Origin of the sequence: Microbispora sp. NPDC046973 (assembly GCF_040644495.1) — a bacterium.
GTDB lineage: Bacteria > Actinomycetota > Actinomycetes > Streptosporangiales > Streptosporangiaceae > Microbispora.
The window spans coordinates 49,932-64,562 of record NZ_JBEYWQ010000023.1; the positions used below are offsets into that span (position 1 = coordinate 49,932).

10 protein-coding genes are annotated in these 14,631 nt (G+C 72.6%); 4 read left to right on the plus strand and 6 right to left on the minus strand.

Annotated features, from left to right (window positions below):
* Window positions 1-21 precede the first annotated feature (21 nt).
* The 3 genes from ABZ860_RS32265 to ligA all read left to right on the plus strand — a co-directional run bounded on the left by ABZ860_RS32265 (window position 22) and on the right by ligA (window position 5,056).
* A complete protein-coding gene (locus ABZ860_RS32265; protein WP_357227346.1) occupies window positions 22-1,656 on the plus strand; it encodes an amidohydrolase in 1,635 nt (544 codons plus the stop codon).
* Window positions 1,657-1,925: 269 nt separating this feature from the next.
* Entirely contained in the window at window positions 1,926-2,912 is a 987-nt protein-coding gene (locus ABZ860_RS32270) for an endonuclease/exonuclease/phosphatase family protein (protein ID WP_357227513.1), read from the plus strand.
* A 50-nt stretch (window positions 2,913-2,962) separates the two neighbouring features.
* Entirely contained in the window at window positions 2,963-5,056 is a 2,094-nt protein-coding gene (ligA, locus tag ABZ860_RS32275; RefSeq protein WP_357227349.1) for an NAD-dependent DNA ligase LigA, read from the plus strand.
* 44 nt (window positions 5,057-5,100) lie between these two features.
* On the opposite strand, the gene ABZ860_RS32280 is transcribed toward ligA, so the two are convergent.
* The gene (locus ABZ860_RS32280; protein WP_357227352.1) at window positions 5,101-6,315 is read right to left on the minus strand and encodes a histidine kinase; all 1,215 of its coding nucleotides are present in this window, start codon (window positions 6,313-6,315) and stop codon (window positions 5,101-5,103) included.
* Between the two features lie 264 nt (window positions 6,316-6,579).
* On the opposite strand from ABZ860_RS32280, the gene ABZ860_RS32285 reads away from it, so the two are divergent.
* A complete protein-coding gene (locus ABZ860_RS32285; protein WP_357227354.1) occupies window positions 6,580-7,440 on the plus strand; it encodes a helix-turn-helix transcriptional regulator in 861 nt (286 codons plus the stop codon).
* A gap of 4 nt (window positions 7,441-7,444) precedes the next feature.
* Here ABZ860_RS32285 and ABZ860_RS32290 read toward each other — a convergent pair whose 3' ends face one another.
* The 5 genes from ABZ860_RS32290 to ABZ860_RS32310 are packed head-to-tail and all read right to left on the minus strand — an operon-like array spanning window position 7,445 to window position 14,526.
* The gene (locus ABZ860_RS32290) at window positions 7,445-9,694 is read right to left on the minus strand and encodes a hypothetical protein (protein WP_357227357.1); all 2,250 of its coding nucleotides are present in this window, start codon (window positions 9,692-9,694) and stop codon (window positions 7,445-7,447) included.
* Between the two features lie 5 nt (window positions 9,695-9,699).
* Window positions 9,700-11,787, minus strand: a complete 2,088-nt coding sequence (locus tag ABZ860_RS32295) for a hypothetical protein (protein ID WP_357227359.1) — start codon at window positions 11,785-11,787, stop codon at window positions 9,700-9,702.
* Between the two features lie 29 nt (window positions 11,788-11,816).
* Complete coding sequence (locus ABZ860_RS32300; protein WP_357227361.1) at window positions 11,817-13,082, minus strand: hemopexin repeat-containing protein; 1,266 nt, start codon at window positions 13,080-13,082, stop codon at window positions 11,817-11,819.
* Window positions 13,079-13,747, minus strand: a complete 669-nt coding sequence (locus tag ABZ860_RS32305) for a hypothetical protein (RefSeq protein WP_357227363.1) — start codon at window positions 13,745-13,747, stop codon at window positions 13,079-13,081. Before ABZ860_RS32305 ends, ABZ860_RS32300 begins: the two co-directional genes overlap by 4 nt.
* A gap of 2 nt (window positions 13,748-13,749) precedes the next feature.
* On the minus strand, window positions 13,750-14,526 hold the full coding sequence (locus tag ABZ860_RS32310) for a hypothetical protein (protein WP_357227366.1): 777 nt from the start codon (window positions 14,524-14,526) through the stop codon (window positions 13,750-13,752).
* Window positions 14,527-14,631 lie beyond the last annotated feature (105 nt).

Sequence of the window (14,631 nt, forward strand, 5' to 3'; positions counted from 1 at the left end):
GCGACTTCGAAGGGAAGCACCATGCGTCTGGACGTCCTGTTCGTCAACGGCCGGTTCACCACCCTGGACCCCGATCGGCCCGCCGCGACCCGGCTCGGCGTGTTCGCCGGGAGGATCGCGGGGCTGGACGAGGACCTGGACGGGCTCACCGCCGACGCCGTCGTCGACCTCGGCGGGGCGCCGGTGGTGCCGGGGTTCAACGACGCCCACCACCACCTGAGCATGCGGGGCCAGCGGCTGCGCGAGCTGGACCTGCGCGACGGTCAGGTGCGGACGCTCGGCGAGCTGTACGCGAAGGTCGCCGAGCGCGCCGCGGGCCTGCCGCAGGACGCGTGGGTCAAGGGCGCGGGCTACGACCAGAACAAGCTGGGCGGGGCGCACCCGAGCCGCGAGGCGCTCGACCGGGCGGCCGGCGGCCGGCCCGTCTGGCTCCAGCACGTCTCGGGCCACATGGGCGTGGCGAACACCGCGGCGTTCGCCCGCATGGGCTTCGAACGCGTCGAGGACGTGCCGGACGTCCCCGGCGGCACAGTCGGGCGGGACGCCGGCGGCCGGCCCGACGGGCTGCTGGCGGAGCAGGCCCAGGGCCTGGCGGACGCCGTGCTGCGCCCGGTGCCGTTCGAGGACTTCGTCGAGGGCATCGCGCTGGCCGGCCGGGTGGCGGCCGGCGAGGGCCTGACCAGCTTCACCGAGCCGGGGATCGGACGCGGGCTGGCCGGCAACGGCGCCTGGGACCTCGCGGCCTTCCAGGAGGCCGTGCGGCGGGGCGTGCTGCCGCAGCGCGCCACGCTGATGCCCGGCTCGCCCAACCTGCACGACATCGGCGACGACTGGTTCGGGCTCGACCTCGGATTCCGCACCGGCATCGGCGACGAGCGGCTGCGGATCGGGCCGGTGAAGCTGTTCTCCGACGGCTCGCTCATCGGCCGCACCGCGGCCATGTGCTGCGACTACGAGGGGGAGCCGGGCAACCGGGGACTGCTGCAGGAGGACGCCGAGGCCCTGCGCGCCTTCATCCTGCGGGCGCACGCGTCGGGCTGGCAGATCGCCACCCACGCCATCGGCGACCACGCGATCGACGTGGTCCTCGACGCCTACGAGGAGGCGCAGGCCCGCCATCCCCGGCCCGACGCCCGCCACCGCGTCGAGCACTGCGCGGTGACCAGCGACGCCCAGGTGGCGAGGATCGCCAGGCTCGGCGTCATCCCGGTGCCGCAGGGCAGGTTCGTCTCCGAGCTCGGCGACGGCATGCTCGCCGCCCTCGGCCCCGAGCGCGCGCTCGGCTGCTACCGGCAGAGGTCGTTCCTGGAGGCCGGCATCGTCGTCCCGGGCAGCTCCGACTGCCCGGTGGCCGACGGCGCCCCGCTGCTCGGCATCCACGACCTGGTCAACCGCCGTACGGCGAGCGGCGTGCCGTTCACCCCCGCCGAGTCCCTCACCGCGGAGCAGGCGCTGCGCGCGTACACGATCGGCTCGGCGTACGCCGCCGGGGAGGAGCGGCACAAGGGCACGCTGTCACGCGGCAAGCTCGCCGACTTCGTCGTCCTGGGCGACGACCTGTTCGCGGTCGCCCCCGAGCGGATCAAGGACGTCGCCGTGCTCGCCACGGTCGTCGGTGGCGTCTTCGCCTTCGACGAGGCCGGTCTGTCCGCCTAGGAGCGGTGCCTGCGCTGCGGGCCGCCCGGGAGTCCGGCGCGACCGTGACACAACCATGACACGGCGCGGACGAGGCGGGGACACGGCCGGTCGACAGTGGACGGGGTCGACCGGCGGGCGTCCAGTGCTCGACGGCCGGCGGCCCCGGCGTGACCGGCAGCGAGCGAGGACAGACGATGACGACGGTGGACACGGCGGAGACCGGACAGAGCGACACCGGCCGCCGGGATCCCGGCGCGGGGACCCGGCGCGGGCGCATCCGCCGGGCGATGCGCGCCGTCTCTCGTCCGGGCCCCTGGAAGCGCGCCCCGGTGCTCGCGGCGCTGGCACTGCTGCTGGGCCTGTTCATGCTGCTGCACGCACAGATCCCGAACCGGATCGGAAACCTCGGCAGCCTGGTGGAGACCTTCCTGCCGTGGTTCGGCCTGTTCGTCCCGGTGCTGCTGGCCGGGGCGCTGTGGCGCCGCTCCGCCTCCGCGGTGCTCGCGCTGCTGGTGCCGGTCATGGTGTGGCTGAACCTCTTCGGCGGGCTGCTCGCCGGCAAGTCCCGCCCGGGCGGCGACCTCATCGTGGCCGGCCACAACGTCGGCGCGGCCAATCCCGACCCGGCCGGCACCGCCCGCGACCTGGCCGCCTCGGGGGCGGACGTGCTGGCCCTTGTGGAGGTGACCGAACAGGCCCGGGGCACGTACGAGAAGGAGCTGGCGACGGCGTACCCCTACCACACGGTGCGGGGCACGGTAGGGCTGTGGAGCAAGCTGCCGCTGTCGGGCACCCGGCCGGTCGACACCGAGATGGACTACGGGCCGCTGGCGGACACCAAGCCGGCCGGCGTCAAGCTGGCCTACAACCGGGCGCTGCGCACCACGGTGGCCACGGACCGGGGCCCTCTGGCGGTGTACGTGGCCCACCTGGGGTCCGCACGGGTGAACACCAGGGCGGGCTTCTGGACGGACTCGCGGGACAGGGGCGCGCAGGCACTCGGCGAGGCCATCGCCGCCGAGAAGAACGAGCGGGTGGTGCTCATCGGCGACCTGAACGGCACCATGGACGACCGGGCGTTCGCCGGCGTCACCTCGCAGCTGCGCTCGGCCCAGGAGGTGGCCGGGGACGGCTTCGGCTTCAGCTGGCCGGCGACGTTCCCGGTCGTGCGGATCGACCAGATCCTGGTCCGCGGCGTGAAGCCGCGGAGCTCGTGGGTGCTGCCCGCGACCGGCAGCGACCACCTGCCGGTGGCGGCCGCAATCAGCTGGTGAACCGCGCGTGACGGCCGCCTTTTGTCGGTCCCGCCCGGCACGATGACCGCATGACTGAAGCGCCCCCCATCGACGCGATCCTCGACGAGACCGCCTACGCCGAGGCGGTCCAGCTGGCGGCCGACGCGGCCGCCGCCTACTACGGTGACGGCACGTCCCCACTGGACGACGACGCCTACGACAGGCTCGTCCGCGGCATCGCCGCCTACGAGAAGGCTCATCCCGATCGGGTGCTGGAGGCCTCGCCGACGGGCAAGGTCGCGGGTGGCGCGGTCGTGGGCGACGTCCCGCACATCGTGCCCATGCTCAGCCTGGACAACGTGTTCGGGCCCGAGGAGCTGGCCGGCTGGACCGCCTCGCTGGAACGCCGGCTCGGCCGTCCGGTGACCTCGTGGTCGGTGGAGCCGAAGCTCGACGGGCTGGCGATCGCCGCCCGCTACCGCGACGGCCGCCTCGTCCAGTTGGTCACCCGCGGCGACGGGAGCGCGGGTGAGGACGTGTCGCACGCGATCGGCACGATCGCCGGTCTCCCCGGGCGGCTGGCCGACCCGGTCACCGTGGAGCTGCGTGGCGAGGTGATGATGACCGCCCGGCAGTTCGAGGAGGCGTGTGCGAAACGGCAGGCGCACGACGGCACCACGTTCGCGAACCCGCGCAGTGCCGCCGCGGGCACGTTGCGGGCGCAGGACCGGCCGTACGTGTGCGAGCTGACGTTCTTCGGGTACGGCGCGCTGCCGCTGCCCGATGACACGTCCGACCTCGCGACCCGGCTCCGGGAGCTGCCGCACAGCCAGGTGATGGACTGGGTCGCCGGGCAGGGCGTGCAGACCACCGCCGGGACGGCGGTCGCCGGGATCGTCGCGACGACCGTGGAGCGGGTGCAGCGGAGAGTCGAGGAGATCGCGGCCGCGCGCCCGGGGTTGCCGTTCGGGATCGACGGCATCGTGATCAAGGCGGACGACGCGGCGGACCAGGCGCAGGCGGGGTTCGGGTCGCGGGCGCCGCGGTGGGCGATCGCGTACAAGCTGCCCGCCGTGCAGAAGATCACGAAGCTGGTCGGGGTGGAGTGGAACACCGGCCGGACCGGCGTGATCGCCCCGCGGGCCGTTCTCGAGCCGGTGGAGCTGGACGGCTCCGTCGTGACGTACGCGACGCTGCACAACCCCTCCGACATCGAGCGTCGTGGGTTGATGCTGGGGGACAGCGTGGTCGTCTATAAGGCCGGCGACGTGATCCCGCGGGTGGAGTCCCCGGTGGTGCACCTGCGCACCGGCGACGAGCAGCCCATCGTGTTCCCGGAGGTGTGCCCGACCTGCGGCGGTGAGATCGACACGTCGCAGGAGCGGTGGAGGTGCGTGCGAGGCCGAGACTGCCGCGCGATCGCCTCGATCCGGTACGCGGTCGGCCGTGACCAGCTGGACGTGGAAGGGCTGGCCGACAACCGCATCCAGCAGATGCTGGACGCCGGCTTGATCGCCGACTTCGGCGACCTGTTCTTCCTCACCCGCGATCGGCTGCTGGACCTGGAGAGGATGGGGGAGGTGTCCACCGACAACCTCCTGAGCGCCGTCGGCAGGGCCAAGACCAGACCGCTCAGCCGGGTGTTCTGCGCGCTCGGGGTCAGGGGGACGGGGCGCTCGATGAGCCGCCGCATCGCCCGGCACTTCGGCACCATGGAGGCCATCCGTGCGGCCGACGCCGAGGCGTTCCAGGAGGTGGACGGCATCGGCCCGGAGAAGGCGCCCGTGATCGTCGCCGAGCTGGCCGAGCTGAGCGACCTCATCGACAAGCTCGTCCGCGCCGGGGTGAACATGGTCGAGCCCGGTGTGACGGCGGTGGCCGGTGACGAGGGCGGCATGACCACCCAGGCGCAGGGCGGCGACGAGCCGGGTGCTCTGCCACTGACCGGGATGACGGTCGTGGTCACGGGCGCGATGAGCGGGCCGCTGGCGGCACTGTCCCGCAACGAGATGAACGAGCTGGTCGAACGGGCCGGAGGCCGGGCGTCGTCCAGCGTCTCGGCGAAGACCTCATTGGTCGTGGCGGGAGAGAACGCGGGGTCCAAGCGGGCGAAGGCCGAATCCCTCGGCGTGCGGATCGTTTCCCCGGAGGAGTTCGCCGGGATGGTCGCACAGCTGTCGTAGGCGACGCGGTCCGGCCCGGCGTGGAGCTCGGCGAGCCGGCCGCCTCACGAGCTCTCGCCGCGTGCCGCCTCGTCGGCGAGGTCGCCGGAGAACCAGGCGTCGGCGGGGTGGAAGGGGATCCGCGCCACCAGCATGAAGCCGCCGTCAGGAGTCCCCCCTCTCTCCAACCGGCCGTTCAGGATCGCGACGCGCTCTTCGAGCCCCGCCAGGCCGAAACCCGAGTGGGGAAGCAGGCGCTGGAGGGACATCCGCGCTCGGCCCTCGTCCCTGCCGTTCACCACCGAGACGGTCACGACACCGTCGCGGGCCTCGCAGACGACACGCACCCGGGACCCGGGAGCATGCTTCCTGACATTGCTCAGCCCCTCCTGCACGACCCGGTAGCAGGCGTGCCCGACCTGGGCGGGGAGGCCGATGTCCGGCAGGTCGAAGTCGAGGCTGACCTGGGTGCCCGTGGCGGCCGCCTCCTCCACGAGGGCAGGGATCGCCCTCGCCCCCGTCGTCATCATCCGGGGCCCGTCCTCGCGCCGGAGCACCGCGAGCAGCTCGCGCAGCTCGCCGAGGGCCTCCACGCCCTTGTCCTCGATAGCGGTGGCGAGGCTACCGACCTCGGGGTCCGCTTCGTCGCGGATGATCCCCGCGTTGAGGACCATCACGGTGACCGCGTGCGTCACGGTGTCGTGCAGTTCTCGCGCGATCTTGCGGCGCTCCCGGAAGGCGGCCCGCCGCTCGCGTTCCCGCGTCCCCGCCCGCAACTCCGAGATCATCCCGCGATAGCCGCGCACCCACGTGCCGACCAGCGCGGGCAGGAAGATGAGCGCCAGCGCGCGCACCAGGCAGAGGTAAAGGAAGTCGTCCGTCCCGGGGTCCACGTAGTCGACGGCAGTGGCGGCCGCGATCAGAGGGATGGTCACCAGCTGCCAGTGACGCATCTTGCTGTCCGCCGTCATCGAGTACGCGGCGAAGGCCATGGGCACGATCTGCCCGGTGACGACGGCGCAGAGGATCGACGCGATGATCATGGGCAGTCCGGTGCGCCGGCGGATCAGCACGGTGCCCGCGGTGATCACCTCGATGGTGATCTCGATCCAATCCGGAATCGGGCCCCACAAGGAGAAGGACAGACCCAGGAGCGTCGTCGGGATGGTGAAAGAGAGGATCGCGGCCGCCAGCAGCGCGTCGACGATCTGCCGGCGGAGCGCTGTGATGAGTTCGGCCATGGACGAAGGGACGCAGGCAGGATTCAGGGTGTTTCGCACGAGAGGGCTCCTTCTGGGAGGCAACCCGACTCCGCGCCCTCGTAGCGCACGATGGTTGCTCCTCTTCACGGGAGGTCGCCCGCTGGGGCTGGGAGCCGTCTTTCCATGTACGCGGCCATCGTCCGTCCAGGGAGCCCACCTGGTTAAGGCTGTGGTCTTCCTATGAGCGTCCATCCTGGGTGTGACGCGGCCACCCAAACGCCGGTCGTCCTGACGGCCCGGAATGCTCTCGAAAATCGCCTATAAACGGCATATGCTGACAAAGTGGACCGTCAGCGACTCCTTGGAGATTTTCTCCGGGCTCGCCGCGAGGCCGCGAGCCTGGAAGACGCCGGGCTGACGCGAATGGGGCGCCGCCGTACCCCTGGACTGCGCAGGGAAGAGGTGGCCATGCTCGCCTGCGTCAGCAACGACTACTACGTGCGGCTGGAGCAGGGCAGGGAACGCCGCCCGTCCGAGCAGGTCCTCAACGCGCTCGCCCGGGTGCTGGACCTCGACGACGCCGCCACCGAGCACCTGTACGAGCTCGCCCACCCGCGGCCCCGGCCCCGGCCGGTCCGCCGGGAGGAGCAGGTCAGCCTCGGCCTGCTCCGCCTGCTGCGGCTATGGGACGCCACCCCGGCGTTCATCCTCGGCCGCTGGATGGACGTGCTCGCGACCAACGGCATGGCCGACGCCCTCTATGACGGCCTCGACCACAACGGCAACCTCCTGCGCCTGTGCTTCCTCAACCCCGAGGCACGCGCCTTCTATCCGGAATGGGAGAAGTCGGCGGCGATGAAGGTGGCGCAACTGCGCGCCACCGCCGGCACCGACCCCGAGGACCCCTTCCTGCCCCTGCTCGTGGACGAGCTGTCCGACCAGAGCGCCGATTTCGTACGGATATGGGCTCGCCACGACGTCCTGCCTCGGCGTGCGGAGCGTAAGCGCTTCCACCACCCCGTGGTGGGCGAGCTGACGCTCTCCTACGAGACCTTCACGGTCAACAGCGCCCCAGGCCAGCAGCTCGTCATCTTCCAGGCCGATCCGGGAAGCCCGTCGGAGCGGGCGCTCGCCATGCTCGCGCGCCTGCGGCCCGCGACAGGGGGAGCCGACCTTCCTGGCGGCACGGCGCCGGCCCGGTAGGCGGTCACACCCCCATCAGCCGGGACAGCCGGACGATCGCGCCGGCCGCCAGGTCCACGACCACCGGGCCGGTCGCCGCCGGCCGTACGGTGCCGTCGTCCCGCGTGAGCGTGACGGACACGGCGACCTTACGGTCGAACGTCGAACGGTCGGCGACCAGCGGCTGCACCAGGGTGACCTCGAGCGTGGGCGCGTCCGCGGGGAGGACGGCCCGCGCGACCTCGATGCCGGACACCGCGAAGACCAGTCCCACGCCGGCGACGCCCGCGGCCCGCAGGTCCACGTCCCGCCGGATGAGGACGGCCGTGTGCAGGTTCTCCAGGTAGACGTTGCGGACGACCAGCTGGGCGGGGTCCGCGGGGTCGAGCACCGCCTGCGGCACGACGGCCCCGTCCTGGACGGCGGCGGGCAGCGCGAGGTCCCCGTGGGCGGGCACGCGCGCCGGTGGGTCGAGCGGGACGCGCTGCCACCCCCCGACCGGCGGCCGCACCCAGAGGGCCGTCACCGCGGCCGCCGTGTCGGCGTCGTTGCGCAGCCCGGTCGCGGTGACCCGTACCGGCCCGCCCGGATACGGGCCGGCCAGCTCGTCCACGTCCAGGTGCACCGTGGTCGCGATCGAGGTGGAGGAGTCGCCGGTGTCGAAGACGACCTGCGAGACCGCGTCGCCCCCGCGCAACTGGGCGACCGCCACGACAGCGTCGTCGTAGTCCACGTGCAGCGCCAGACGGATGGCGTCGTCGTCCAGGACGGCGCGCAGGCCGCCCTCCAACGTGCTCGACCGCACCGACACCCCGGTCGACCCCACCGAGGGGGACGTGGGGAGCAGCACGCGGACGTCGCGCCCGCCGGCGTCCGCGCGCAGCAGCGAGTCCAGCTCGGCGAGCTCGGCCGCCGACAGGTCGGGCACGCACCGGGCTTGAAGCCGGCACGGCAGGCCCGCGTCCACGGTCGCGTCGAACACCTGCAGCCACTCCAGCTGGGGGCGGCCGGCCACGTCGCGGGCCACCCGGTAGTGGGCGGGCACGACGAGGTACGTGGCCGGCTGCTGGAGCGACTCCCACACCGAGTAGCGGTGGTCGCGGTCCAGGCGCGGAGCCGGCGCGAACCGCCGGGCCGGGACGCGGCCGAGCTGGAAGGCGTCCTGGCAGCCGACGATCACGGGCTCTCCGCTCCCGACGTCCTGCCGGTACAGGCCGGGGTTGTCGCGGCACGGCACCAGCAGCGGCAGGCGGTGCGAGCGGGTCACGGACACGCCCATGTCCATGGTGAACGACGGGGGGTCCGTGGCGAGTCCGCGGGGGTCGGGCCCTTCCGATCCCGTGGTCCCGTCGAGGATCCCGTCGCGCCGTCCGTCGAGGTCGTCGCGGAGCACCAGGCGCCGGCCGGCGCGCGGCAAAGGAAGCGGCACCCGGGCGAGGGTCAGCAGGGCCGGCAGATCCTCCGCCGGCGCCTCCGCCAGGAGGGCCGGCCCCGCCACCGCCGAGTCCGTGAGCGCCGGCTCCGTGAGCGCCTCCGTGAGCGCAGACTCCGTGAAGGGCGGCGAGACCTCGGTCAGCCGGACGGCGCCCCGCCCGGCGGTCGTGAGCTCGCCGGGGACGCGGACCTCGGTGGTCACCACGTCCGACCAGTTCGGGTGCTCCTCGGGGATCGGGTGCTCCTCGCGGAGCGGCTCCTCGAACGGCCATCCCCGGACCGGCACGATCTCCAGACTGTCCGGCCTGTCGGGGCCCTCCCCGGAGAGGGCCCACGCGGCGAGCGTCTCCTGCACGCCGACGAAGCTCGTGCTGACGATGACTCCCGCTCCGTCGTCCGGCTGGAAGCCCGGCGTGCTCAGCGCGCCGTACGCGGCCCTGGCCACGGCTCCGCTGATCTCGGCCCGGCAGTGGACGAGGCCGTCGTGCCGGTCCACGTCGACCGGGAGCTCGGTGGAGGTCGGCCGGCCGGTGTCGGCGTCCACGAACGGGATGCGCAGCCGTACGCTCACGTCCGTCCACGGGACGGTCTGGGCGCCGGCGGGCGGCGGAGGGAAGCGCAGCACGGCGGTGACCGTCGCGCTGAGGACGGGCGAGCCCTCGTCGTCGTGACCGGTGACGCGGAACAGGAACCGGAACGTGCCCTCGGAGGCGGGCACGAGCTCCGGCGCGGGCGCCCACCAGGGCGAGCCCAGCTGCGAGTCCGGCAGCAGGGGCTCGCTCCGGTCGGCCGCTCCGACGCGGGGGCCCGGCTCGTCGGCCGGGACTCCTGGCGTGTTCATCCCGGTCAGCCCTGGCTCACGACGGTGACGCCGGGATCGGTCTTCTTCGGCACCCGCACGGACAGGTCGCCGCTGCCCTCGCCGTCCGTCCAGGGCCCGATCCACTCGTCCCCGTCCTCGAACAGCGTGCCCTTGATGATCACGCGCGCCCGGTACCGGTACGCTGGCGGCCGTCCCGGCTGTCCCGTGTACAGGGCGAACCGGCGTTCCTTGTAGTTCTCCCCGGTGTCGGCCATGGTGAAGGTGAACGTCACGATCGGGCGCTCGCCGCCGTCGGGGCCCTCGCCCTTGGGCTGCACCTGCACCTCGACGATCTGGTTGCTCGCCGTCAGGTCCCGGTTGATCGAGATCGGGGCGAGCACGAGTGCGCCGGCGTTGTCGGCGCGCACGGCCACGTTCAGGCTGTCGGTGAGCGTGCCGAACGGGCCCGGGTCGAGGTCCACCTCGTTGGCCTCGACGATGATCCGGGAGAACCGGTCGTCGAGGGCGGACGGCGCCTCGTCGAACTGGATGGTGCGCCGGACGAACACCTTGTCGGGGCGCCACCCCTCCGGGGCGCCGGCGACCTCCTCCGCCTTCTTCTGGGTCTGCCGGGCGAAGAAGACCTCGCTGGTCGCGCCGCTGGCGTAGACGAGGGTCGCCGAGGAGGCGGGGGCGAGCGGGGTGGTCTCCCCGACGGGGGCGCCCTCGCCGTGCACGTCGGTCGTCGCGTCGACCTCCTGCGGGCGCGGCGGCGGCAGGAAGTCGTGGGCGGACCACGCGATCTCGCCGTTCACGCCCGGGTAGCCGATCTGGACGCTGGCGAACTTCACCGGGTCGCCGCTCACGCCGTGGTCGGGGTCCGGCCACTTGATGACGGGGCGGCAGACCGTGGTGATCTTGCGTTCCCAGTTGTCCAGGTACAGCGTGCGCAGATAGCGGCTCTTGAGCTCCGGGTGGGCGGCCAGCAGGTCGGCCACGCCGTCCACGTTGCCGCCCATCGTGCTCGGCTGCGCGTACATCTCGTCGACCTCGAAGGTGAAGGAGTTGGCGATCTCCACCCGATCCTGGCGGAAGTTGAGGTTGAACCCCGCGCCGAAGCCCCAGCCGAAGAGGTTGAGCAGCCCGCCGGACTTCGGCGGGCCCGGGTCCTGGACCTCCGGCATCGGCTGGAAGATCACTTGCTTCGCCTGGTCCAGCCACATCGCCACGAGCATGTCGATGTATTTGGTGACCATCGCCTCCTTGTTGTCCGCGCCGGGAATGGTCCGGTCCATCTCCAGCTCGACCTTGATGTCGCCGTTCATCCGCAGCGTGTTCCAGGTGGCCTTGAGGTCGACCGAGCTCCACCACCAGCTGGCGTTGGCCTGGGCCGTGAAGTGGCTGAACACCCGCTCCCAGTTGGCGGTCATGTGCAGCCGCGTGATCGGCGCCCACAGCGGCAGCGTGAGGTCGGCCGTCACCGCGATGGGCACCTCGGTGCCCAGCAGCCCCTGCTCCACCTGCGCCGCCGCGAACGTGCCGAGGTTGACGACGAACGGGTGCTCGGCGGTGGGGATGAGGGAGCCGTTTCCGGCGCCCTGGGCGGTGACGAAGAACGGGTCGCCGGCGTTGCCGCCCTGCGTGCCGTCCTGGTCGGTGATCATCAGGCGCAGGGTGGAGCTCCTGATCGGGATCGGCCGGATGTCGGCGATCGTGGACCGGTCGGCCACGCCCGGCTTGACCTGCCAGAACCGGTCCCGGCTGCCCTGCTGCATCCGTTCCAGGATCTGCTTGTGCGCGTCCCGGAGGACGCCCTCGGGCGGCGCGCCGGTCATCGCGAAGCTGAGCACCCCGCCCGAGGTCTCCCGGGTCTGCCCGGGGGCCACGCCGAGGTTCGTCTGGCCGTCCTGCACGCCGAGGAAGTGCAGGAAGCTGAGCCTGAGGTCGCCGTTCGGCTTGCGCGCCAGGCGCATCCGCTCCGGCAGCCAGTAGAAGACGGGGTTGGCCCCCTGGGCCTGGAGCTCGTCGTTGTGCTTGTCGGGAAGGAAGACGAGGGAGTATTCGACGCCGGCGTCGTTGAGGGTGACGGTCTCGAAGCCGCCGGCCATGATCGGTCCTGCTGGGTTCACCATCGCTGGCTCCTGAACTGTGTGGGGGCCGCTCACAGGGCGGCGGGGTAGTAGATGAGGGACGGGTCGAGGCCGCGGGCGACCACGGCGGCCGCGTTGCGGAACAGCCGGAGGTTCGCCCGGTTCCGCGGGGCGAGGCCGGGGTTGCCGTCCTCCCGCAGGTGGGACTGGGCCGCCGCGTCCTCCCACCGGCCCGCGTTCGCGGCGGCGTTGAAGCCCGGCCAGCGGGTGGGGAAGAACGAGCCCGTCCAGGCGATGCTGTGCGCCCCGAGCCGGGCGTCGGCGGGCCAGTCCGCCCACCCGGGGAAGAAGGCCGACAGCCGGGCCTCGTTGACGTCGAACCTCTTGCGGACGAGCTCGTCGATCGCGGCGTCGGGCAGCTCCAGGGTGTGGATGGCCTTGGCCGCCAGGTGGCCCTTCTTCGCGAGGCCGGGCGCGTCCTTGATCCGGTGCCACTCGGCCACGATCTCCGCGCGGGTGGCGGGCGTCCCGGTGTCCTTGTGCACGAACGGCAGGGCGGCCGCCTCCTCGGGGGAGTCGACGAGGTTGCCGACGCCCGTGGTGACCAGGCCTTTGACGTCCTGGTAGAGGTAGGGGAGCCGGCCCTCCAACGGCGCGCTGAACTCGGGGAAGAAGTCCCTGACCGAGCGCGCCGAGCCGGTCGGCCCGTCCGGTGCGACAGGCTCGGGAACGTCCTCGGCCGGCGGCCCGATCGGCAGCCCCGGCCAGTCCTCGATGGACCGGGGGAAGCCCTCGGCCACCGACCCGTCGTCCGGGTCGAGCCTCGCGTACTCGTTCCCGGAAAAGATGTACGGGTTGCCGCTGGGCCACCACAGCGCCGTCTCGATCCGCGGGAACGCTCCAGGCCAGTCGTCGGCGACCGGCTTGACCTCCGGGTCGATCCGGCCGGTCGCGCCGTCGAACTCCTGGTACTCCTCCCCGGAGAAGAAGTAGGCGTTGCCGCTGCCCCACAGGATCGCGGCGTCGATGCCGGACTCGAAGAGCCCGGGCCACATCTCGGCGATCGGCCGCGGGCCGTCCAGCACGATCCCGTTCTCGATGTCGTACGACAGGCACTGGTCGCCGCGGAAGAAGAAGACCGAGCCGTCGCTCCACGGCAGGGCGGCGTCGATGTCCGCCTCGAACAGGCCGGGCCACTGGTCGGCGATCGCCAGCGGGTAGCCCTCGTCGGCGCCGTCGGCCTCGACGTCGTAGCGGATGTAGCGCTCGCCGGTGAAGAAGTACGCCTTCGCCCCGGACGGGGCGACGAACCCGCAGAGCTTGTCCACGGCGGTCATCCCCCGGCCTGCGGCGCGGGCTCGTCCGACACCGTGCCGACGTGGTGGAACCCGCGCGACTCGACCAGCCTGCCGCCGGCCGCCTCGATCCGCTCGACCGTCCGGGGCCGCAGCCGCAGCTCGGCGAAGTCGCCCGTCGCGGCGACGAGGTACTCGACCCGGCCGTTGACGGCCTCGTCGTCGCGCGTCCAGATCGCGCCGGACACCGCGCTGAACCGGGACGGCACGGTGACCTCCTCCTCGAGCGCGGCCACCAGCTCCTTCTCGAAGGTCTCCTGGATCATCCGCAGCGGGAGGTGGACGGCGGCCATCACCAGCGAGTGGCCGTCCCGCGTCCGCAGCACGTCCAGCGCCGTCTCGTCGTCCGGCACCGCGCCCGCGACGGGCCGCACGCGCGGCTCCTTGACGTCGGCGCCGAGCCGGGCGATCCGGGGGCGCATGCCGAAGAACCCGGTGTCGCCGACCAGGATCGAGTTCACGACGCAGCGGTACGCCGGCGGGAACCCGTAGCCGGCCTCGCGGTACAGGCTGCGCACGAACAGCGTGCCGGGCGGGTGCGGCGGGTCGCCCGCGCCCGGCATGACGTCGCCGGTCATGGCCTCCTCGAACGCGGAGTCCACCGTCGAGGGGTGCAGCCGGATGTCGCAGAAGGTGAGGTTGCGCATGCTCAGGCCGCCGTTCCTGTGACGCCGATCTGCATGTGGATGTGGTTCTTGTGGGCCTCCCGGCCGTGCGGCGTCCCTGGGGAGGTGGCCGGGTGGTCGGGGTGCATGATGAAGCTGCGCTCGCCGATGGACGTGGGCGTGTCCAGCCCGTCGGGGCCGTCGGTGCGGTCCTGCCACTCCGAGGCGACGAACTCGTACACGGCGCGCCAGAAGTCCCGCGTGAACGGGTCGGCGTCCTCGTCGTCGAGCCGGTAGGACGTGTCGGACCCGGTCCCGGGCGGCCAGTTCCCGCCGGGAGTCGCGGCGGTCGACACGGTCCCCCAGTCGTCGTTGACGGTGAGCGTCCATTCCTCGCCGTCCTCGGCGACCGCCTTGACGCCGGCGAAGTCGACCGCGCGGCCCTGCCCGTGGCAGTCGGTGCGCGGGCGGCCCTGGGCGTCGACGCCGCCGCCGGAGATGCCGAGGTGGTACAGCTCGACGACGTTGTAGGTGTCCTTCAGCCACTGGCACAGCCGCACCAGGGCGAGCGCGTTGCGGGGGTCCAGCCGGTCGGGCGCCGCCGGGCGGCTGGGCTGCCCGGACGTCACCGTGCCCGACGCCAGGTAGCGGACGACGACTCCGGCGACGTTGCCGTCCTGGGGCTGCTCGCCGTCCCAGCCGTCCAGGCTCACCCTCTCCGGGCTGCCCTCCCCCTCCAGCCGGATCACGTCGCCCGACTGCAGGTCGAGCAGCTCGGCGTAGGCGTCTTCCTTGCTCATCGCGCGTGCGGGATCGCTCACGATCCTGGTCCTTCCGGTGCGTACGTCACCGCTGACGCGGTGGTCTGTCACACGACGGATGGCGCAGGGGGACCGGTGATACAGCGAATCCGCGCGAGTTCTCCG

Coding starts and splice junctions, on each gene's coding strand:
- ABZ860_RS32295 (WP_357227359.1), bottom strand. CDS start 11,787: ATGGTGAACCCAGCAGGACCGATCATGGCCGGCGGCTTCGAGACCGTC.
- ABZ860_RS32265 (WP_357227346.1), top strand. CDS start 22: ATGCGTCTGGACGTCCTGTTCGTCAACGGCCGGTTCACCACCCTGGAC.
- ABZ860_RS32270 (WP_357227513.1), top strand. CDS start 1,926: ATGCGCGCCGTCTCTCGTCCGGGCCCCTGGAAGCGCGCCCCGGTGCTC.
- ABZ860_RS32305 (WP_357227363.1), bottom strand. CDS start 13,747: ATGCGCAACCTCACCTTCTGCGACATCCGGCTGCACCCCTCGACGGTG.
- ligA (WP_357227349.1), top strand. CDS start 2,963: ATGACTGAAGCGCCCCCCATCGACGCGATCCTCGACGAGACCGCCTAC.
- ABZ860_RS32300 (WP_357227361.1), bottom strand. CDS start 13,082: ATGACCGCCGTGGACAAGCTCTGCGGGTTCGTCGCCCCGTCCGGGGCG.
- ABZ860_RS32290 (WP_357227357.1), bottom strand. CDS start 9,694: ATGAACACGCCAGGAGTCCCGGCCGACGAGCCGGGCCCCCGCGTCGGA.